The organism is gamma proteobacterium symbiont of Lampromicra miyakona (assembly GCF_059730895.1).
Map to the genome: position 1 here is coordinate 3,209,952 of NZ_AP035932.1, position 21,365 is coordinate 3,231,316.

Sequence of the window (21,365 nt, forward strand, 5' to 3'; positions counted from 1 at the left end):
GGCAGTGGCGCCCCGGCTGCGGGCGCCCGTTAGCGGCCGGCCATAAACCGGCGATAAGCAGCAATCACCGCAAGAAAATCCTCCACGCCGCAGAACGACAGGCTCTCCTCATCGTAATAAGTCATGCCCTCTTCCAGGCCGTCATCCTCTAACGCCAGCTGATTGGCGCGGATCATCACCTCTTCCTCATCCAGCCACAGCGTATATTCGTGCCCGACGCGCTGCCACTGCTGCTGTGTGCCTTTGACTGCACGCACCGCGGCTTCGACTTCATCCAGCAGCGCAAAGTTCTCTTTCACTTCTTCATTGAACCAGTGCCCCACCGCTTCGTGGTCCATCGACATGCGCACCCGGACCTGACCGGTCACGTCACGCAGAAATTCATATTCCATGTTGGCCTCATACCAGTGGCGCGCCAGACGGCACGCTTTCGTGCATTTTGTGCGCAGCGCGCGCAAGAAAGTGGGATCGCGCTCGCATTATGCCTGGAGACGGCGAGGGAAAAAAGCGCATAAAAAAAGGGACGATGCGCTCGTCCCTTTTTCACTGGCAGGCGTATTTTACACCGCGGTCTGGAAAATCACTCCGTCCGCTTTTTCGGTGTACTGGCCCAGCTGATCGAAGTTCAGGTAGCGGTAGGTGTCGGCAGCGGTTTTATCCACCTGCACCATAAACTGCTGATACTCGTCCGGCGTAGGCAGTTTACCCAGCAGGGAAGCGACCGCGGCCAGCTCGGCTGACGCCAGGAACACGTTGGCACCGGTACCCAGACGGTTCGGGAAGTTACGGGTCGAGGTGGAAACCACCGTCGCACCGTCTTTCACGCGCGCCTGGTTACCCATGCACAGTGAACAGCCCGGAATCTCGATACGCGCACCGCTCTTACCAAAGACGCTGTAGTAGCCCTCTTCCGTCAGCTGCGCGGCATCCATCTTGGTTGGCGGCGCTACCCACAGGCGGGTCGGCAGCTGGCCTTTGTGCGCGTCCAGCAGTTTACCTGCCGCACGGAAGTGACCGATGTTGGTCATGCACGAACCGATGAACACTTCGTCGATCTTCTCGCCCTGTACGTCAGACAGCCAGCGCGCGTCGTCCGGATCGTTCGGCGCACACAGGATTGGCTCTTTGATTTCCGCCAGATCGATTTCGATCACCGCTGCGTATTCCGCATCGGCATCGGCTTCCAGCAGTTGCGGATCGGCCAGCCATTTTTCCATGCCCTGAATACGGCGCTCCAGCGTACGACGGTCGCCGTAGCCTTCGGAGATCATCCACTTCAGCAGTACGATGTTGGAGTTCAGATACTCGATGATCGGCTCTTTATCCAGCTTGATGGTACAACCCGCCGCAGAACGCTCGGCCGAGGCATCGGTCAGCTCAAATGCCTGCTCAACTTTCAGCTTCGGCAGACCTTCGATTTCCAGCACGCGACCGGAGAAGATGTTTTTCTTGCCTTTCTTCTCAACGGTCAGCAGACCCTGCTTGATGGCGTACAGCGGAATCGCGTGCACCAGATCGCGCAGCGTGATGCCCGGCTGCATTTCGCCTTTGAAGCGCACCAGCACTGACTCCGGCATATCCAGAGGCATAACGCCCGTCGCGGCGGCAAACGCCACCAGACCAGAACCGGCCGGGAACGAGATGCCAATCGGGAAGCGGGTGTGTGAGTCACCGCCGGTGCCGACTGTATCCGGCAGCAGCATACGGTTCAGCCAGCTGTGAATCACGCCATCGCCCGGACGCAGCGAGACACCGCCACGGTTCATGATGAAGTCCGGCAGCGTGTGGTGTGTGGTGACATCGACCGGCTTCGGATAAGCGGCAGTGTGACAGAAGGACTGCATCACCAGATCGGAGGAGAAGCCCAGACACGCCAGATCTTTCAGTTCATCACGGGTCATTGGACCGGTGGTGTCCTGAGAGCCGACCGAGGTCATTTTCGGTTCACAGTAGGCGCCAGGACGAATCCCTGCCACGCCACAGGCGCGGCCCACCATTTTCTGCGCCAGCGAGTAACCACGGTTACTTTCGGCCACATCTTTGGCTTTGGTGAACACATCGCTGTGCGGCAGACCCAGCGACTCACGCGCTTTGGTGGTCAGGCCGCGACCGATAATCAGCGGAATACGGCCACCGGCGCGCACTTCATCCAGCAGCACGTCAGTTTTCAGCGCAAAGGTCGCCAGCAGTTCATTGGTCTCGTGATTGCGTACTTCACCCTTGTAAGGGTAAACGTCAATCACATCGCCCATGTTCAGGCGCTCAACGTCGAGTTCGATCGGCAGCGCGCCGGCATCTTCCATGGTGTTGAAGAAGATCGGCGCGATTTTACCGCCGAGGCACAGACCGCCGCCTTTTTTGTTCGGCACATACGGAATGTCGTCACCCATGAACCACAGCACTGAGTTGGTCGCGGACTTACGTGAAGAACCGGTACCAACCACGTCACCGACGTAGGTCAGCGGGAAGCCTTTCTGCTGCAGAGCTTCAATTTGTTTGATCGGGCCAATGTTGCCAGCATCGTCGGGTTCGATGCCGTCACGTGGGTTTTTCAGCATCGCCAGCGCGTGCAGTGGAATATCCGGACGTGACCATGCATCCGGCGCCGGAGAGAGGTCGTCGGTGTTGGTTTCGCCGGTCACTTTGAACACGGTGGTGGTGATTTTTTCTGCCAGCTTAGGACGCTTAAGGAACCATTCTGCATCAGCCCAGGACTGGAGGATTTTCTTCGCGTGGGGATTACCCGCTTTGGCTTTCTCTTCGACGTCGTAGAAGTTATCGAACATCAGCAGCGTGTGGGACAGTGCTTCAGCGGCAATCGGTGCCAGGGCCTCATCGTCAAGCGCCTCGATCAGCGCATGGATGTTGTAGCCGCCCTGCATGGTGCCCAGCAGTTCGACTGCTTTTTCACGAGTGACCAGAGGAGAGTGGGCTTCGCCCTTTGCGATAGCTGCCAGGAATCCGGCTTTTACATACGCCGCTTCATCAACACCCGGCGGGACACGGTTGACCAGCAGGTCAGTCAGGAATTCTTCTTCACCCGCTGGCGGGTTTTTCAGCAGTTCAACCAGCGCGGCCATCTGGGAAGCATCTAACGGCTTAGGTACGATTCCCTGGGCAGCACGCTCGGCAACGTGCTTACGGTATTCTTCTAGCACGACGTTCTCCTCGCTCTCATTGTATAGCTTTCCGGTGCACCTGTTGATGCTGTCAAACAGTAGGGTGAGGTGCCCGGTTCTGCGTCGGCCAGCATAGCAGGATTTCGGCTGATTGTTAATCCGTTTACAAAAAAGCAACATCCGCGCGTTATTTAGCAGATTTGACTGCGCTTTGCGCCAGGAGAGAAGCCAGAACGGCTCTAATAGTGCCTGTTCGCGCCTGTGCCGATAGCCAGTGGAACCAGGTTGTAGCGCGTAATTTGTTGCATTCGGCCTTCACACCGCGAATCCATAACCTGCAATCCCCCTTCGGGCCGGTTCATTCACTTTTGGTTATATGCTAATGCGCTTGCACTAAACGGCTACCGTTCAGCTTCCCACACGTTTTTCTGAGGAAAATTAATACCACATCATCTAATAAATATTGAAGGTGATAACTTGCGCGCATTTAATTAATTATCAACGCAGTGCCGGTTTAAATTAACCTTTAAACTTAGTCACTCAATTAAAATACACCCTTAAAAAATAACTGCGATTTAAAAAAGAGATAAAAAATAAAAGAGGAAATGATAAATAAATAGCGCAGACTGCCTGCGGGCGCTTGAGGCTATCTGCCTTAAGATCTGCAAAAGAAATTGGGGTGGATGGTGGAAGGTGAACCGTGCGATTAATTTTCATTAACCGCACGGGTGAGCCACTACCCTACACCCAGACAGTGTCAGGGTAATGGCTTGCTCGTGCTAATGCAAGGAGTAAGTGATTATGAAGGTGAAATTCAGCACGCTGATTATCAGCGGGCTCATCCTGTTAGGTTTATGCCTGGCAAATCGCAGTTCACTGTGTGAATTACGATTGCGGATATTCGCGGCTGAATTATCGGCTGTCATGGCTTACGAAGCACAACAGTAAACTTCAATAGCGGAGGGTCTCCTCCGCTATTCCGGCATCGTTAACGTGTTGCTCCTGCGCCCGCTTTTATCTATTCAACTTACGTTTTCAATTAATAAAAAAACGGCTCCTTACAGGAGCCGTTAATTAACCTAAGCCTCAGACGAAATTATTTCTTTTTCGCTTTCGGATTTGGCAGGTCAGTAATGCTACCTTCAAACACTTCCGCCGCCAGGCCAACCGATTCGTGCAGGGTTGGGTGCGCGTGGATGGTCAGCGCGATATCTTCGGCATCACAACCCATCTCGATAGCCAGACCGATTTCACCCAGCAGCTCGCCGCCGTTGGTACCGACAATCGCGCCACCAATAACACGGTGCGTCTCTTTGTCGAAGATCAGTTTGGTCATACCGTCTGCGCAGTCAGACGCGATAGCACGGCCCGATGCCGCCCACGGGAAGGTGGACACTTCGTAGCTGATGCCTTTCTCTTTGGCTTCTTTCTCGGTCAGACCCACCCAGGCCACTTCTGGCTCGGTATAAGCGATAGAAGGGATCACTTTCGGGTCGAAGTAGTGCTTCAGACCGGAAATCACTTCTGCCGCCACGTGACCTTCGTGCACGCCTTTGTGCGCCAGCATTGGCTGACCGACGATGTCACCGATAGCATAGATGTGTGGCACGTTGGTGCGCATCTGTTTGTCGACGCGGATAAAGCCGCGATCGTCCACTTCCACGCCTGCTTTGCCAGCATCCAGACCTTTACCGTTCGGTACACGGCCAATCGCCACCAGCACTGCGTCGTAACGCTGTGGTTCAGCCGGCGCTTTTTTACCTTCCATGGATACGTAGATACCGTCGTCTTTCGCTTCTACCGCGGTGACTTTGGTTTCCAGCATCAGGTTGAATTTCTTGCTGATACGCTTGGTGAACACTTTCACCACGTCTTTATCGGCGGCCGGGATCACCTGGTCAAACATCTCAACCACGTCGATCTCTGAACCCAGCGCATGGTAGACGGTACCCATCTCCAGACCGATGATGCCACCGCCCATAACCAGCAGACGCTTCGGAACTTCTTTCAGCTCCAGCGCATCGGTAGAGTCCCACACGCGCGGATCGTTATGTGGAATGAAGGGCAGTTCGATTGGACGCGAGCCTGCAGCGATGATTGCGTTGTCAAAGTTGATGGTGGTTGCGCCACCTTCCCCTTCTACCACCAGCGTGTTAGCACCGGTGAATTTACCCAGACCGTTGACCACTTTCACTTTGCGGCCTTTTGCCATGCCAGCCAGACCACCGGTCAGCTGAGTGATGACTTTCTCTTTCCAGGTACGGATTTTGTTGATGTCAGTCTGCGGCTGGCCAAACACGATACCGTGCTCTTCCAGAGCCTTAGCTTCTTCGATGACTTTCGCCACGTGCAGCAGCGCTTTTGACGGGATACAGCCGACGTTCAGACAGACACCGCCGAGGGTGCTGTAGCGCTCTACCAGTACGGTTTCCAGACCTAAATCAGCGCAACGGAAGGCTGCAGAGTAACCTGCAGGACCTGCCCCAAGTACCACGACTTGAGTTTTAATCTCTGTACTCATCATGACCTCTTGTTAGATTGCCGGCGGTCAAAAGCGACCCTTTCCCAGGCTCTTGATGCCCTATCTCCACCGGGACATTTCACCGCGAGAGTTTACAGAATTGTTAACAAACTGCCAACCGCGGCAACTCCGAATGCTTACAACAAGGCCGGCATTTGCCGGCCTTGATTAACGTCACATCACCAGACGGCGAATATCAGACAGCATATTGTTAATGATGGTGATGAAGCGCGCACCATCCGCACCGTCGATGACGCGGTGGTCGAACGACAGCGAAATCGGCATCATCAGGCGCGGAGTGAACTCTTTGCCGTTCCACACCGGCTCCATCGCCGACTTAGACACCCCGAGGATAGCCACTTCCGGCGCGTTAACAATTGGCGCGAAGTGCGTGGTGCCGAGGCCGCCAAGGCTGGAGATGGTGAAGCAGCCGCCCTGCATATCGCTGGCGGTCAGTTTGCCATCACGCGCTTTCTTCGACGTCGCCATCAGCTCACGCGACAGCTCAGTGATGCCTTTCTTGTTCACGTCTTTGAACACCGGAACCACCAGACCGTTTGGCGTATCGACCGCCACACCGATGTTGATGTACTTTTTCAGCGTCAGCTTCTGACCATCTTCCGACAGCGAGCTGTTGAAACGTGGCATCTGCTCCAGTGCCGCCGCGACCGCTTTCATGATGAACACCACCGGGGTGAACTTCACATCCAGCTTGCGCTTCTCGGCTTCCGCATTCTGCTGCTTACGGAACGCTTCCAGATCGGTGATATCGGTTTTGTCGAAGTGAGTCACATGCGGAATCATTACCCAGTTACGGCTCAGGTTAGCGCCCGAGATTTTCTGGATACGCCCCAGTTCCACTTCTTCGATTTCGCCGAACTTGCTGAAGTCCACTTTCGGCCATGGCAGCATGCCCGGAATACCGCCGCCTGCGGCCGCAGCCGGGGCCGCTTCAGCGCGTTTCACTGCGTCTTTCACGTAAGCCTGCACGTCCTCTTTGAGGATGCGACCTTTACGGCCGGTGCCTTTGACTTTCGCCAGGTTAACACCGAACTCGCGCGCCAGGCGACGAATCACCGGCGTGGCGTGCACGTAAGCATCGTTTTCAGCAAATTCGCTCTTCGCATCGGCTTTCGCCGCTGCTGGCGCAGGTGCAGCAGCCGGTTTGGCTTCTGCAGCGGGGGCGGCTTCCTGTTTCGCTGCCGGTGCCGCAGCAGCCGGCGCAGCGCCTTCTACTTCGAACACCATGATAAGCGAACCGGTGCTGACTTTATCGCCGGTAGCCACTTTCAGCGCTTTAACCGTACCGGCAAACGGCGCCGGAACTTCCATTGACGCTTTATCGCCTTCCACCACGATCAGTGACTGCTCAGCCTCAACTTTATCGCCTACTTTGACCAGCACTTCAGTGACTTCCACTTCGTCGCCGCCGATATCCGGGACGTTAACGTCTTTGGCACCCGCAGCCGCGGCTGGCGCGGAGGCCGCCGCTTCTTTCACGGCAGGTTTGGCAGCCGCTGCTGGCGCCGCGCCTTCGGCTTCAAAGATCATGATCAGTGAACCGGTGTTCACCTTGTCGCCCGTGGCGATTTTGATCTCTTTCACCACACCGGCAAACGGTGCAGGCACTTCCATGGACGCTTTGTCGCCTTCGACGGTGATCAGCGATTGCTCTGCCGCCACTTTGTCGCCCACTTTAACCAGAATTTCGGTGACTTCTACTTCGTCGCCGCCGATATCCGGTACGTTAACGTCTTTCGCTTCGCTGGCGGCGGCCGCAGCAGGTGCGGCTTCCGCTGGTTTCTCTTCGGCGGCCGGTGCCGCAGCAGCTGCACCTTCGGCGTCGAAAATCATGATCAGTGAACCGGTATTCACTTTGTCACCGGTCGCGATTTTGATCTCTTTGACCACGCCGGCCTGCGGCGAAGGCACTTCCATCGAGGCTTTATCGCCTTCCACGGTGATCAGCGACTGTTCGGCTTCAACCTTGTCGCCCACCTTGACCAGAATCTCGGTGACTTCAACTTCGTCTGACCCGATATCCGGTACGTTAATTTCGATAGCCATTACTCTCTTACCTCTTAAGCCAGACGCGGGTTAACTTTATCGGCATCGATGTTGAATTTCGCGATCGCATCCGCCACCACTTTCTTCTCGATTTCGCCGCGTTTAGCCAGTTCACCCAGGGCTGCAACCACTACGTATGACGCATCCACTTCGAAGTGGTGACGCAGGTTTTCGCGGCTGTCTGAACGGCCGAAACCATCGGTACCCAGCACGCGATAATCGCTGGCTGGCACGTAGCTGCGAACCTGCTCTGCGAACAGCTTCATGTAGTCGGTCGATGCCACCGCCGGCGCGTCGTTCATCACCTGAGCGATGTACGGTACGCGTGGAGTTTCCGTTGGGTGCAGCATGTTCCAGCGCTCACAATCCTGGCCGTCGCGTGCCAGCTCGGTGAACGAGGTCACGCTGTAGACGTCAGAACCGATGCCGTAATCCTTCGCCAGGATCTGTGCCGCTTCGCGCACGTGACGCAGGATAGAACCTGAGCCCAGCAGCTGCACTTTGCCTTTGCTGCCTTCTACCGTCTCCAGCTTGTAGATACCCTTACGGATGCCCTCTTCCGCACCCTGCGGCATCGCAGGCATGTGGTAGTTTTCGTTCAGCGTGGTGATGTAGTAGTAAATATTTTCCTGCGCTTCGCCGTACATACGTACCAGACCGTCATGCATGATGACTGCCACTTCGTACGCGTAAGACGGATCGTAAGAGATACAGTTCGGGATAGTCAGCGACTGAATGTGGCTGTGACCATCTTCATGCTGCAGACCTTCACCGTTCAGCGTGGTACGACCGGACGTGCCGCCCACCAGGAAGCCGCGCGCCTGCTGGTCGCCTGCCAGCCACATCAGATCGCCGATGCGCTGGAAACCAAACATCGAATAATAGATGTAGAACGGAATCATCGGCAGGTTGTTGGTGCTATAAGAGGTCGCCGCCGCCAGCCAGGAAGACCCTGCGCCCAGCTCGTTGATCCCTTCCTGCAGAATCTGGCCTTTCTCGTCTTCTTTATAGTAAGCAACCTGCTCACGGTCCTGCGGCGTATACTGCTGGCCGTTCGGGCTGTAGATACCAATCTGACGGAACAGACCTTCCATACCAAAGGTACGCGCTTCGTCCGCGAGGATCGGCACCAGACGATCTTTGATCGACTTGTTCTTCAGCATCACATTCAGCGCACGCACGAAGGCGATGGTGGTAGAGATCTCTTTGCTCTGCTCTTCCAGCAGCGCACTGAACTCTTCCAGCGCCGGCATTTCCAGCTTTTCGCTGAACTCAGCCTGACGGGTTGGCAGATAGCCACCCAGCTTCTCGCGCTGGCCGTGCAGGTAGTTGTACTCTTCTGAGCCTTTTTCGAAGGTCACATACGGCAGCTGTTCGATCTTGTCGTCAGCCACTGGCACGTTGAAGCGATCGCGGATGTAGCGAACGCCATCCATGTTCATCTTCTTAACCTGGTGCGCGATGTTTTTACCTTCCGCAGTGTCACCCATACCATAGCCTTTAATGGTATGCGCCAGGATCAGCGTTGGCTGACCTTTGGTCTCCTGCGCTTTCTTCAGTGCCGCGTAGATTTTCTTCGGATCGTGACCACCACGGTTCAGGGCGAAGATCTCTTCGTCTGACCAGTCTTTCACCAGCGCTGCAGTCTCCGGGTATTTACCGAAGAAGTGCTCGCGCACGTACGCACCGTCGCGTGATTTGAAGGTCTGATAGTCGCCGTCAACGGTTTCGTTCATCAGCTGAATCAGCTTGCCGCTGGTATCTTTCTTCAGCAGCTCGTCCCAGCGTCCGCCCCAGATCACTTTGATCACGTTCCAGCCAGCACCGGCAAAGATGCCTTCCAGCTCGTTGATGATCTTACCGTTACCGGTGACCGGACCGTCGAGACGCTGCAGGTTACAGTTGATGATGAATACCAGGTTATCCAGCTTCTCACGGGTAGCGATGGTGATCGCCCCTTTGGATTCTGGTTCGTCCATCTCGCCATCGCCAAGGAAGGCGTAAACGGTCTGCTTAGAAGTATCTTTCAGGCCGCGGTGTTCCAGATATTTCAGGAACTTCGCCTGATAGATGGCGTTCAGTGGGCCGAGACCCATCGACACGGTCGGGAACTGCCAGAAGTCCGGCATCAGTTTTGGATGCGGATAGGAAGAGAGACCGTTGCCGTGGACTTCCTGACGGAAGTTGTTCATCTGCTCTTCAGTCAGGCGTCCTTCAAGGAACGCACGCGAGTAGATGCCCGGAGAAATGTGGCCCTGGAAATAGACCAGATCGCCGCCATCCTGCTCGCTACGCGCGCGGAAGAAGTGGTTGAAGCACACTTCATAAATGGTGGCAGAAGACTGGAAAGACGACAGGTGACCACCCAGCTCCAGATCTTTCTTCGACGCACGCAGAACCGACATAATGGCGTTCCAGCGGATTGCGGAACGGATACGACGTTCAAGAGAGGTGTTCCCCGGATATTCCGGCTCATCTTCGACCGCAATGGAGTTGATGTAGTTGCTGACGGCGTTGCCGCCCGCTGCCACTTTCACACCGCCTTTGCGTGCAGCACTCAATACCTGATCAATCAGATACTGCGCGCGCTCAACACCTTCTTCACGGATGACCGATTCGATCGCCTGTAGCCAGTCACGAGTTTCGATCGGATCCACGTCATTCTGTAAACGTTCTGACATGGGGTGTATTCCTTATCTGTGTCTAATACGTTGAATTATCAGGAGCCTGTCTGCTTGTGCTTTGCTTCTGATTCACAGCACAAGAAGACAGGCCCGTCGTTTATGTCGCACGTTCATTGCCGTGCGTTATTCCTTACGTTGCTGTAAACGACGCAGGGAGCGTTCACGACGGCTCTGCTCCCGACTTCTGTCCAGCAAGATTTCCTCAATGAACGCCAGGTGACGATGGGATGCCTCGCGTGCTTGTTCTGGCTCACGAGCCACAATCGCCTCAAAGATACTGGCGCGGTGACCGCTCACTTTCGCCAGCATTTCGCGGCGAGCGTAGAGCAATTCGAAATTCTGACGGACGTTCTGTTCCAGCATAGGGCCCATCGAACGCAGCAAGTGCAGCAGCACCACATTATGGGCGGCTTCTGTGACAGCGATCTGATACTTCATGACCGCATCGGCCTCAGCATCTAAATCGCCGCTGTCCTGCGCCTGCTGGATGTTGACGTGACAGTCGCGAATACGCTGCAGGTCTTCATCGGTGCCGCGCAGCGCAGCGTAGTAGGCCGCAACGCCTTCCAGCGCGTGGCGGGTTTCCAGCAGGTCAAACTGGGATTCAGGATGTTCAGCAAGCAGGCCGACCAGCGGGTCGCTCAGGCTTTGCCAGAGGTTCTGCTGTACGAAGGTGCCACCACCCTGACGGCGCAGCAGCAGGCCTTTGGCTTCCAGACTCTGGATCGCTTCGCGCAGCGATGGACGTGAGACATCAAACTGTTTGGCCAGTTCACGCTCGGGAAGCAGTTTTTCACCCGGCTGGAGCGTCCCTTCCATAATCAGGGATTCCAGCTGCTGCTCGATTGCATCGGAGAGCTTGGGTTGGCGAATTTTACTGTAGGCCATCATCCCTTCTTATGAGCCAAACGTCCGGAGTAAATTGGTAATACCAATTGAAAAATGGTGCCCGTAAAGTAACAAAGTATTCACCTTGTGTCTATATGGCCCCCCGCACACTTTCACCGCAGACACCGGTTACCGTGCGCTAACTTACCGGGATCTGGCAGAAAAGCGTCTCAGCGCGGCAAATGTTAACAGATTTCACTTTTACCAAACCTTACACTGCATTAGCGCGCATCAGGCTGCGTAGCCATAAGCGAATGCTATTCGTGTTTAAGCCTTATTCATGGCAGAAATAGCGCAAGGGAAGCGCAGAGGATGCTGCTGCTTTTTCAGCCATCTCTCAGCACAAAAAGCAAAAGCAGGTGCAAAGCGGCGCGCTTATCACTATTCTGGTCGCCAGGGTAGCTCAGGCTTGCACACAGCCCGCCGGATACCGTAAAGAAAAACGTACACAGATAGAACAGCCTTACAGTGCGCGCACTGCAGGTGCACAATAACAACATCATGAGGTTTGTATGGAACAACAGCATGGCGAAACGCTGCATCGCGGCCTGAAAAATCGCCATATTCAGCTGATTGCGCTGGGCGGTGCCGTCGGTACCGGTCTGTTTCTGGGCAGCGCATCAGTGATTAAATCGGCCGGTCCGGCCGTGATTCTCGGCTATGCCATCGCCGGTTTTATTGCCTTCCTGATCATGCGCCAGCTCGGTGAAATGGTGGTGGAAGAGCCGGTGGCCGGCAGCTTTAGCCACTTCGCCTATAAATACTGGGGCAACTTTGCCGGCTTTGCCTCCGGCTGGAACTACTGGGTGCTGTATGTGCTGGTGGCGATGGCTGAACTCACCGCCGTCGGCAAATATATTCAGTTCTGGTGGCCGGAATTCCCCACCTGGGCCACTGCGGCTATCTTCTTTGTGGTGATCAACGCCATCAACCTGACCAACGTCAAAGTGTTCGGTGAGATGGAGTTCTGGTTCGCGATTATCAAAGTGGTGGCGGTCATCGGTATGATCCTGTTTGGCGGCTGGCTGCTGTTTAGCGGCAACGGCGGCCCACAGGCCAGCGTCAGCAACCTGTGGAACCAGGGCGGTTTCCTGCCGCACGGCGTTAGCGGGCTGGTAATGATGATGGCGATCATCATGTTCTCCTTCGGCGGCCTTGAACTGGTGGGTATCACCGCCGCAGAAGCCGACAATCCACAAGAGAGCATCCCTAAAGCCACCAACCAGGTGCTGTGGCGTATCCTGATTTTCTACATCGGCTCGCTGGCGGTGTTGCTCTCCCTGCTGCCATGGACGCGCGTCACCGAAGAGACCAGCCCGTTTGTACTGATTTTCCACGAACTGGGCGATGCACTGGTGGCGAATGCGCTCAACGTGGTGATCCTGACCGCCGCGCTGTCGGTGTATAACAGCTGCGTTTACTGTAATAGCCGCATGCTGTTCGGCCTCGCGCAGCAGGGTAACGCGCCAAAAGCGCTGCTGAAAGTGGATCGTCGTGGTGTGCCGGTGGCGACCATTCTGGTGTCGGCGGTAGCCACTGCGCTGTGCGTGTTGATTAACTATCTGATGCCGGGCGAAGCCTTCGGCCTGCTGATGTCGCTGGTGGTCTCCGCGCTGGTCATCAACTGGGCGATGATCAGTCTCGCGCACCTGAAATTCCGTAAGAAGAAAGATCAGCAGGGCGTGACCACCCGTTTCAAAGCGGTGCTGTATCCGCTGGGTAACTGGATCTGCCTGCTGTTCCTGGCGGCCATTCTGGTGATCATGCTAATGACGCCGGGCATGGCGATTTCAGTGTGGCTGATTCCGGTGTGGCTGCTGGTGCTGGCCGTGGGTTATACCGTTAAAAATCGGGTACAGAAAGCCTGATGCTTCACCGGGCCCGGCACGCTGCTGCCGGGCCGATCCGCTTCACACTTTTCCCCGCCCGCGTATTTTGTCCATCATCCTGACCGATTGTTCCCCACCAGGTTACTGATTTAACGCTGATAATTTTTGCTCCACTTGTCGCAGGAGACGACTGATGAAAGGAGCAGCCCTCTCGTTCAGAGAAAAACTGGGATACGGCATGGGTGACGCCGGATGCAACATGATCGGCGGTGCCATCATGCTGTTCCTCAACTACTTCTACACCGACGTATTTGGCCTCGCCCCGGCGCTGGTCGGCACGCTGTTACTGTCAGTACGGGTGCTGGATGCGGTGACCGACCCGATAATGGGCGCAATTGCCGACCGCACACAGAGCCGCTGGGGACGCTTTCGCCCATGGCTGCTGTGGATATCGCTGCCCTACGTGCTGTTCAGCGTGCTGATGTTTACCACCCCGGACTGGAGCTACGACAACAAGGTGATCTGGGCATTTGTCACCTATTTCCTGATGTCGCTGACCTACACCGCCATCAATATTCCTTACTGCTCGCTGGGCGGCGTCATCACTAACGATCCCGGTGAACGCGTCTCCTGCCAGTCATACCGCTTTGTCATGGTGGGCATCGCCACGCTGATCCTCTCGCTGTCGCTGCTGCCGATGGCCGAGTGGTTTGGCGGCGACAACAAAGCGCGCGGCTATCAGCTGGCAATGAGCGTGCTGGCGCTGATTGGCCTGGTGATGTTTCTGTTCTGTTTTGCCACGGTGCGCGAGCGTATTCACCCGGCGGTACCGAGCAACGATGATCTGAAGAAAGATTTGCGCGATGTATGGAAGAACGATCAGTGGGTGCGCATTCTGCTGCTGACGTTCTGTAATGTCTGTCCCGGTTTTATTCGCATGGCCGCCACCATGTATTACGTCACCTGGGTGATGGGCCAGTCGACGCACTTTGCGACGCTGTTTATCAGCCTGGGCGTCATCGGCATGATGCTGGGCAGCACACTGGCGAAAGTCCTCACCGACCGCTGGTGCAAGCTCAAGGTGTTTTTCTGGACCAACATTGCGCTGGCGCTGTTCTCCAGCGGCTTTTACTGGATCGATCCACACGCCACCGTCACCGTGGTAATTGCTTATTTCCTGCTGAACATCCTGCACCAAATCCCGTCGCCGCTGCACTGGTCACTGATGGCTGATGTCGATGACTACGGCGAATGGAAAACCGGTAAACGCATCACCGGGATCAGCTTCTCCGGCAACCTGTTTTTCCTCAAGGTCGGACTGGCGGTAGCGGGTGCCATGGTCGGGTTTTTATTGTCGATGTATGGCTATGACGCAGCGGCGAAACAGCAGTCTGCCAGCGCGCTTAACGGCATTGTGCTGCTGTTTACCCTGATCCCCGGCGTCGGCTATCTGATCACCGCCGGCGTAGTGCGCCTGCTGAAAGTGGACCGCGCGCTGATGCGCACCATCCAGCAGGATCTCGCGCTGCGTCGCGCCAACTTCCATGACCTGTCCGCCCCTGTTCGCCGCGCAACCTCACAACCAGGAGAAATTAAATGAGCTGGCCTAACCCGTTTATTACGCAACGTGCCGATCCGTTTATATTGCGCCACGGCGATGGCTACTATTTTATCGCTTCGGTGCCCGAGTACGATCGGCTGGAGCTGCGCTATGCCAGCACGCTTAACGGCCTGATTACCGCCCCGGCCACAACCGTGTGGCATAAACCGGACAGTGGTCCCTGCAGCGCCCTGATCTGGGCACCGGAACTGCACCTGATTAATGGCCAGTGGGTGATTTACTTTGCCGCCGCGCCGTCCCGCGAAATCAAAGAGGGGCTGTTTCAGCACCGTATGTACGCGCTGGTATGTGACGATGCCGATCCGCTCAGCGGTCACTGGCAGCCGTGCCGCCGCGTGCAAACCCACCTCGATACCTTCGCCCTTGACGCCACCCACTTCGTGCATCAGGGTAAAAACTGGTATCTGTGGGCGCAAAAAGACCCGGCCATTCCCGGTAACTCCAACCTTTATCTGGCGGAATTACTGAATCCGTGGACGCTGAAAACCCAGCCGCTGATGCTCAGCCGGCCGGAGTATGAGTGGGAGTGTGCCGGCTTTAGCGTTAATGAGGGACCGGCGGTAATTCGCCATGGCGAGCGGCTGTTTGTCACCTACTCAGCCAGCGCCACGGATGAAAATTACTGCCTCGGCATACTGAGTATTGACGCTCAGGCCGATCCGCTCGACATCAGCGCATGGCACAAATCGGCGCGGCCGGTATTTGCCACCAGCTGGGATAATCACCAGTACGGTCCGGGGCATAACAGTTTTACCGTGGATGAAGCAGGACGGGACGTGCTGGTGTATCACGCACGGAATTACACCGAAATTGAGGGCGATCCGCTGTGGGATCCCAACCGCCATACGCGGCTTAAATATTTTGCCTGGCGCGAAGACGGCACACCGGATTTCGGCGTGCCGCCTGCCGATCACACTAACGTGCCGTAGATAGTCAGCAGCGCCACTACCACGACCAGCACCAGCGAAACGCGTTTGGCCAGCGCCACGGCAACCCGTGGCGTTTCCACTTTATCCAGATGCGGATCGCGCGCCAGCGAGAACTGCGCCAGGCTGGTCAGCACCTGATACTGTGGACGATGCACATCGCTGAGCGCAGCAAACCATGCCGGCAGCGCACGCTCGCCGTGGCCGAGCAGCGCATAAGCCACACCGGCTAGCCGCACCGGAATCCAGTCCAGCACGTGCAGAATGCGATCGATGCCGGACTGTGCGCGTTCCAGCGGTGAACGGTGTTTCGCCAGCCAGCTCTGCCAGGCACGCAGAAACGCATACCCCACCAGCAACACTGGCCCGTAAGGGCCACCCACGACAAACCAGAACAGCGGCGCAAGATAGAAGCGGAAGTTAATCCAGATCAGCGCGTTTTGCAGCGCCTGCAGAAATTCGCGCTCGCTACAGTCAACCGGCACGCCGTGAATCAGCGTCAGCTCTGCCGCCATCGCCTGATGGGCCGCTTCATCATCGTGGCTCGCCGCTTTAAGATACTGATGATAATGCAGCCGCACCGAGCCGGCACCAATGCACAGCAAACCGACCACAATCCAGAACAGCAGCTGCGCCACGCCAAACAGAATGCCCTTCAGGCTCCACACCACCAGCCAGACCAGCAGCATGGCGATCACGGTCATCAGCAGCGTACGCAGCAACGAGAAGCGCTGGCGACCGCGAAACAGCGGCTCAAGCCGATGATCCAGCTGCCAGTGTTCACCTAATTTAAAAAGACGTTCCCAACCCAAAACTAACAACAAACTAAACAACGTCATACCTGCTCCTGCGGTGTCAGGGGTGCTCCTGCCCGATAGCCTGTTTATAGCGTATCCAGTCAAATGCCGGACCGGGATCGGTCTTGCGTTCCGGCGCAACATCGCTGTGACCGGTGATACGCTGCGGCGTCAGCGGATAATGCTGCATCAGCAGGCGGGTAACCTGCTGCAGCGTAGCGTACTGGGCATCGGTGTAGGGCAGCGTATCAGTGCCTTCCAGCTCTATACCCATGGAAAAATCGTTGCAGTTTTCCCGTCCGGCAAACTGCGAAATGCCGGCGTGCCAGGCGCGCTGGTCAAAGGAAACATACTGTACCAGCTCACCGTCACGGCGAATCAGACAGTGTGCTGCCACGCGTAACTGGGCGATATCCGCAAAATAGGGATGCGCATCAGCCGGTAGCGTACCGGTGAACAGCCGGTCAATCCACGGACCGCCAAATTCGCCCGGCGGCAGACTGATGTTATGAATGATCAGCAGCGACGGCGCTTCGTTATCCGGCCGCGCATTGAAGTGCGGCGACGGCACCTTGCGTGCGCTCGTGATCCAGCCGTGTTCCAGTTTCATGCCTGTTATCCTGAACAAAATCTGGCTGAGAATACCATGATTCCACCTCACTGCTTGTGACTTAATGCGCTATGGCATGAGCAAGTTAAGGATACTAAACATTTCACCTGGCGTGTCTGGCAATAGCTGCAAAATCAGGCTAAGGTGAGCGCACGTAATCCGCAGGGTGGAGCCGCAAAATCATGGTGTCGCGTCGTTATAATCCCGAACATCGTCGTCAGGAATTGCTTAAACGTATTCAGCTGGATATCCCGGAAACCGTGGCACGTGCGCTCCAGGAGGATTTAGGTGGTGACGTTGACGCTGACCGCGACATCACCGCCCAGCTGTTGCCGCAGGCGGCGCAGGCTGAAGCGCGCGTTATCACCCGCGAAGCCGGTGTTTTCTGTGGTAAACGCTGGGTGGAAGAGGTGTTTATCCAGCTGGGCAATAACGTTTCCATTACCTGGCACGTCGAAGACGGCCAACCGCTGGTGGCCGATCAGCTGCTGTTTGAATTACAGGGACCGGCGCGGTTGCTGCTGACCGCAGAACGTACCGCGTTAAACTTTGTGCAGACGCTCTCCGGCGTGGCGACAGCCGTGAACCGCTATGTGGCGCTCTTGTCTGGCAGCAATACCCAGCTGCTGGATACGCGCAAAACCCTGCCCGGGCTGCGCACCGCGCTCAAGTATGCGGTGCTGTGCGGCGGCGGGCAGAATCATCGCCTGGGCCTGTCCGACGCTTTCCTGATCAAAGAAAACCACATCATTGCCAGCGGTTCGGTCAGTAAAGCGGTGGAGAAAGCCCTGTGGCTGCATCCGGATGTGCCGGTCGAGGTGGAAGTGGAAAATCTCAGCGAACTGCAGCTGGCGCTGGCGGCCGGTGCCGACATCATCATGCTGGATAACTTCACGCTGGCGATGATGCAGCAGGCGGTTACGCTGACGGCGAAGCGCGCACTGCTGGAGGTGTCCGGCAACGTGACGGAGACGACGCTGCCGCAGATCGCCGCCACCGGAGTGGATTATGTCTCGGTGGGCGCGCTGACTAAGCACGTGCAGGCGCTCGATCTGTCGATGCGTTTTCGCGAAGTCTGACGTCTGCCCGTGCCGCCGGTGCTGGCGGCAAATTGCGAGCGGGCTTCCATCATCATGTGGCTTCGCCTGTAATGCGCCAGATTGTCTGCGCGCCCCTTTCCGGGATTGAAACGCGCCCCCTTCCGCTTTTCCCCGCCCTTTCTTACCGTTGCGGCTCCACAACAAGGAGCCTCATTATGGATAAACAACGCGGTTTTACCCTGATCGAGCTGATGATTGTCATCGGTATCGTCGCCATCCTCAGCGCCATTGGCCTGCCCGCTTACCAAAATTATCTGCAACGTGCCGCGCTGACCGACATGCTGCAAACCATGGTGCCCTATAAAACTGCCGTGGAGCTGTGCGCCATTGAGCGCGGCGGACCGGCGCAGTGTCAGGCCGGCGAGCGCGGTATTCCCGCCGCCAAAGGCTCACGCTATGTGGCGAGCCTGAGCGTGGTGAATGGTGCCATTACGCTGACCGGCCAGGAGAGCCTGACGGGGTTAACCGTTGCAATGTTGCCGATATGGAATGCGGCGGAAGGCGCACTCAGCTGGCAACGCAGCTGCACCAGCGACAACGCCAGCCTGCGCGACAGCTGCCTTGAGCAGTTCCGCTTTGCCGACAAGGAAGAAAACAATGGATAAGCCGGATAGCACCCTGCAGGCGCTGTGTGCCCGCTATCAGGCCGTGATATTGCACCATGACGCCACGCACTTGCGCGTGGCGGTCGCGGACGCGCCAGACCCGCTGTTGTTAGAGGCGCTGCAGTTTGCCAGCCAGTGCGCAGTCGAGGTTGAGTGCTGGCCCGCCGCACGGCTGGAGCAGCTGCTGCACCAGCCAGAAAGCAGTGCGGCACCGCGCGAACAGGCCAGCGCCGAGTCCGCCATTCACGCGGTGGATCAGATTCTGCGCCAGGCCATACAGCGACGCGCCTCCGATGTGCACTTTGAACCGCAGCGTCACGGGCTGCGCGTACGGCTGCGGATTGACGGCGTGCTGCACCCGCTGCCGCAGTTACCGGATGCCCCACCCGCCGCCGTGCTGGCACGGTTGAAAATTCTCGGCGGTCTGGATATCGCGGAGCGTCGGCTGCCGCAGGATGGCCAGTTCAGTCTGGAGATGGATGACAAACCGGCGGCGTTCCGCCTGTCGACCCTGCCGGTCAGCCAGGGGGAAAAAGCGGTGGTGCGCCTGCTGCAAAGTGAAAACAGCGCCATTGCGCTCGATAAGCTGGGCATGCCAGTACCACAGCTGCGCCTGCTGAAAAACGCGCTGGCCAAACCGCAGGGGCTGATTCTGGTCACCGGCCCAACCGGCAGCGGCAAAACCTTTACGCTGTACAGCAGCCTTAGCGCCCTCAACGTGCCGGAGAAAAACGTCTGCAGCGTGGAGGACCCGCTGGAAATTCCGCTACAGGGGATTAACCAGACGCAGGTACAGCCAAGGAGCGGTCTCGACTTTAACCGCGTCCTGCGCGCGCTGCTGCGGCAGGATCCGGACGTCATAATGATCGGTGAAATCCGTGATGCTGAAACCGCCAGCATCGCCGTAAAAGCGGCGCAGACCGGACATCTGGTGCTCTCAACCTTGCATACCAACTCGACGGCCGAAACTCTGACCCGCTTACGGCAGATGGACATTCCCGGCTATCTGCTTGGCCCGGCGCTACAGCTGGTGGTGGCGCAGCGGCTGGTGCGCCGTTTGTGCGTGCACTGCCGTCAGCCGGGCCAGGCGATTGCCCACCTGCCCGGCGACATGTGGCCCGGCACGCTGCAAACCTGGCGTGCGCCCGGCTGCGATCACTGCTTCTCCGGTTACTACGGCCGCCTGGCGCTGTTAGAAATCCTGCCGATGAGCAGCAGGTTGCAGAACGCCATCTCGGCTGATATGCCGCTGGAGCACCTGCTGACGCTGGCTGCGGAGCAGGGAATGAAAACGCTGCTGACCGCCGGGCTGGAAGCGGTGAGCCGCGGTGACACCTCATTCGAGGAGATGCAGCGCGTGGTGGGCCTTGGCAATGGCTAATCGCTACCAGTTTCACTGGCAGGCACTCGACAGCATGGGCCTGCTGCAGGAGGGCGAGTCGCTGCAGCCCACGCAGGATGCCCTGCTCGGCCAGTTGGGCGATCGCGGCATGCTGGTGGTGAGCTGGCAGCGCGGGAAATGCTGGCGCGCGCGCGACTGGAAGTGGCAGCAGAAAATTGACCTGATGCGCCAGCTGGCGACGTTGCTGAAAGCCGGGCTGCCGCTGGCGGAGAGTCTGACATTGCTGGCCAGCGGCCATCCCCATGCAGGCTGGCGCGTGCTGCTGAGCCTTCTGCAACAGCGGGTCATGGCCGGAGAGCCGTTTTCTCAGGCGCTGCGCGCCTGGCCGGATATCTTCCCGCCGCTGTTTCCGGCGCTGATGCAGGTTGGTGAGCTGACCGGACAACTGGACGAGTGCTGCCGCCAGCTGGCACTACAGCAGAGCAGGCAACAGTTTCTGCGCCAGAAAGTGGTGAAAGCGTTGCGCTATCCGCTGTTCATCCTGCTGGTAGCGCTGGCGGTCAGCGCCGGGATGCTGCTGTTTGTACTGCCGGAATTTGTTGCGGTGTACGCCAGCTTTGACGCACCGCTGCCGGCCTTTACCGCCGGCGTGATGGCGCTGTCGGCACTGTTGCAGCAGGCGGCGCTGCCGCTGCTGTTGTGCGGTGTGGCGTCCGGGTGGCTGGCGCGTCTGACCTATCGACGATCCGTTGCGTGGCAAAAGCGCAGCCAGCAGTGGCTGCTGCGGCTTCCGCTGCTGGCCCCGTTGTGGCGCGGCGGTCAGCTCAGCCAGATATATGCGATTCTGCAACTGACGCAGCAGGCCGGACTGACGCTGCTGCAAAGCCTGCAGGCGGTGGAAGTGACGCTGGCCGCGCGACTGTGGCGCGATGCCATCGTGGCGTTACAGCAGCACATTGCCGCTGGCGCACCGCTGCATCAGGCGCTACAGGGACATCCGCTGTTTACGCCGCTGTGCGCTCAGCTGATCCGCGTCGGTGAAGAGGCCGGTGCGCTGGATGTGATGCTGGCGCGACTGGCGGAGTGGCACGAAGCGCAAACGCTGACGCGCGCAGACAGCCTCGCCGCTTCGCTGGAGCCATTAATGATGGTGGTGATTGGCGGCATTGTCGGCACGCTGGTGATTGCCATGTATCTGCCGGTATTTGGTCTGGGAGACGCCATACGTTAAACGGGCGCACGCGGCGCCCGTTGCG

The 21,365-nt window shown here is 57.4% G+C and carries 16 protein-coding genes; 8 read left to right on the top strand and 8 right to left on the bottom strand.

Going from position 1 to position 21,365, the window contains the following annotated elements:
• Positions 1-29: 29 nt before the first annotated feature.
• Both yacL and acnB read right to left on the bottom strand, forming a co-directional pair.
• The gene (gene yacL, locus AC6I8P_RS15120; RefSeq protein ID WP_031279698.1) at positions 30-392 is read right to left on the bottom strand and encodes a protein YacL; all 363 of its coding nucleotides are present in this window, start codon (positions 390-392) and stop codon (positions 30-32) included.
• A 168-nt stretch (positions 393-560) separates the two neighbouring features.
• Entirely contained in the window at positions 561-3,158 is a 2,598-nt protein-coding gene (acnB, locus tag AC6I8P_RS15125) for a bifunctional aconitate hydratase 2/2-methylisocitrate dehydratase (RefSeq protein WP_152999258.1), read from the bottom strand.
• Positions 3,159-3,920: 762 nt separating this feature from the next.
• On the opposite strand from acnB, the gene AC6I8P_RS15130 reads away from it, so the two are divergent.
• Complete coding sequence (locus AC6I8P_RS15130) at positions 3,921-4,067, top strand: Hok/Gef family protein (protein ID WP_021314460.1); 147 nt, start codon at positions 3,921-3,923, stop codon at positions 4,065-4,067.
• A gap of 148 nt (positions 4,068-4,215) precedes the next feature.
• Here the strand turns inward: AC6I8P_RS15130 and lpdA are convergent, their stop codons facing one another.
• The 4 genes from lpdA to pdhR all read right to left on the bottom strand — a co-directional run bounded on the left by lpdA (position 4,216) and on the right by pdhR (position 11,279).
• The gene (gene lpdA, locus AC6I8P_RS15135; protein WP_021507536.1) at positions 4,216-5,640 is read right to left on the bottom strand and encodes a dihydrolipoyl dehydrogenase; all 1,425 of its coding nucleotides are present in this window, start codon (positions 5,638-5,640) and stop codon (positions 4,216-4,218) included.
• A 174-nt stretch (positions 5,641-5,814) separates the two neighbouring features.
• A complete protein-coding gene (gene aceF / locus AC6I8P_RS15140) occupies positions 5,815-7,707 on the bottom strand; it encodes a pyruvate dehydrogenase complex dihydrolipoyllysine-residue acetyltransferase (protein ID WP_481657836.1) in 1,893 nt (630 codons plus the stop codon).
• Positions 7,708-7,721: 14 nt separating this feature from the next.
• Complete coding sequence (gene aceE / locus AC6I8P_RS15145) at positions 7,722-10,388, bottom strand: pyruvate dehydrogenase (acetyl-transferring), homodimeric type (protein WP_021507538.1); 2,667 nt, start codon at positions 10,386-10,388, stop codon at positions 7,722-7,724.
• Positions 10,389-10,514: 126 nt separating this feature from the next.
• Positions 10,515-11,279, bottom strand: a complete 765-nt coding sequence (gene pdhR, locus AC6I8P_RS15150) for a pyruvate dehydrogenase complex transcriptional repressor PdhR (protein ID WP_021507539.1) — start codon at positions 11,277-11,279, stop codon at positions 10,515-10,517.
• A gap of 512 nt (positions 11,280-11,791) precedes the next feature.
• Here pdhR and aroP point away from each other — a divergent pair.
• The 3 genes from aroP (at position 11,792) to AC6I8P_RS15165 (ending at position 15,658) form a co-directional block, all read left to right on the top strand.
• Positions 11,792-13,147, top strand: a complete 1,356-nt coding sequence (aroP, locus tag AC6I8P_RS15155) for an aromatic amino acid transporter AroP (RefSeq protein WP_021507540.1) — start codon at positions 11,792-11,794, stop codon at positions 13,145-13,147.
• A gap of 154 nt (positions 13,148-13,301) precedes the next feature.
• Positions 13,302-14,708: a glycoside-pentoside-hexuronide (GPH):cation symporter gene (locus AC6I8P_RS15160; RefSeq protein WP_264441632.1), complete on the top strand. Its 1,407-nt coding sequence runs from the start codon at positions 13,302-13,304 to the stop codon at positions 14,706-14,708.
• Positions 14,705-15,658: a glycoside hydrolase family 43 protein gene (locus tag AC6I8P_RS15165; RefSeq protein WP_125308869.1), complete on the top strand. Its 954-nt coding sequence runs from the start codon at positions 14,705-14,707 to the stop codon at positions 15,656-15,658. The genes AC6I8P_RS15160 and AC6I8P_RS15165 overlap by 4 nt, the downstream gene beginning before the upstream one ends.
• Here AC6I8P_RS15165 and ampE read toward each other — a convergent pair.
• Together ampE and ampD are read right to left on the bottom strand one after the other, a co-directional pair.
• Positions 15,640-16,494: a beta-lactamase regulator AmpE gene (ampE, locus tag AC6I8P_RS15170; RefSeq protein ID WP_031279700.1), complete on the bottom strand. Its 855-nt coding sequence runs from the start codon at positions 16,492-16,494 to the stop codon at positions 15,640-15,642. The two genes, AC6I8P_RS15165 and ampE, sit on opposite strands and share 19 nt — an antisense overlap.
• Positions 16,495-16,510: 16 nt before the next feature.
• Complete coding sequence (gene ampD, locus AC6I8P_RS15175) at positions 16,511-17,062, bottom strand: 1,6-anhydro-N-acetylmuramyl-L-alanine amidase AmpD (protein ID WP_010618114.1); 552 nt, start codon at positions 17,060-17,062, stop codon at positions 16,511-16,513.
• A 182-nt stretch (positions 17,063-17,244) separates the two neighbouring features.
• Between ampD and nadC the strand changes: the two genes are divergently transcribed.
• From nadC to hofC, 4 genes are all read left to right on the top strand, one after another.
• The gene (gene nadC / locus AC6I8P_RS15180; protein ID WP_459745923.1) at positions 17,245-18,141 is read left to right on the top strand and encodes a carboxylating nicotinate-nucleotide diphosphorylase; all 897 of its coding nucleotides are present in this window, start codon (positions 17,245-17,247) and stop codon (positions 18,139-18,141) included.
• A 176-nt stretch (positions 18,142-18,317) separates the two neighbouring features.
• Positions 18,318-18,767: a prepilin peptidase-dependent pilin gene (gene ppdD / locus AC6I8P_RS15185; protein ID WP_104094008.1), complete on the top strand. Its 450-nt coding sequence runs from the start codon at positions 18,318-18,320 to the stop codon at positions 18,765-18,767.
• On the top strand, positions 18,760-20,148 hold the full coding sequence (gspE, locus tag AC6I8P_RS15190; RefSeq protein WP_498030711.1) for a type II secretion system protein GspE: 1,389 nt from the start codon (positions 18,760-18,762) through the stop codon (positions 20,146-20,148). Before ppdD ends, gspE begins: the two co-directional genes overlap by 8 nt.
• A complete protein-coding gene (hofC, locus tag AC6I8P_RS15195; RefSeq protein ID WP_288423324.1) occupies positions 20,141-21,340 on the top strand; it encodes a protein transport protein HofC in 1,200 nt (399 codons plus the stop codon). The genes gspE and hofC overlap by 8 nt, the downstream gene beginning before the upstream one ends.
• Positions 21,341-21,365: the final 25 nt, after the last annotated feature.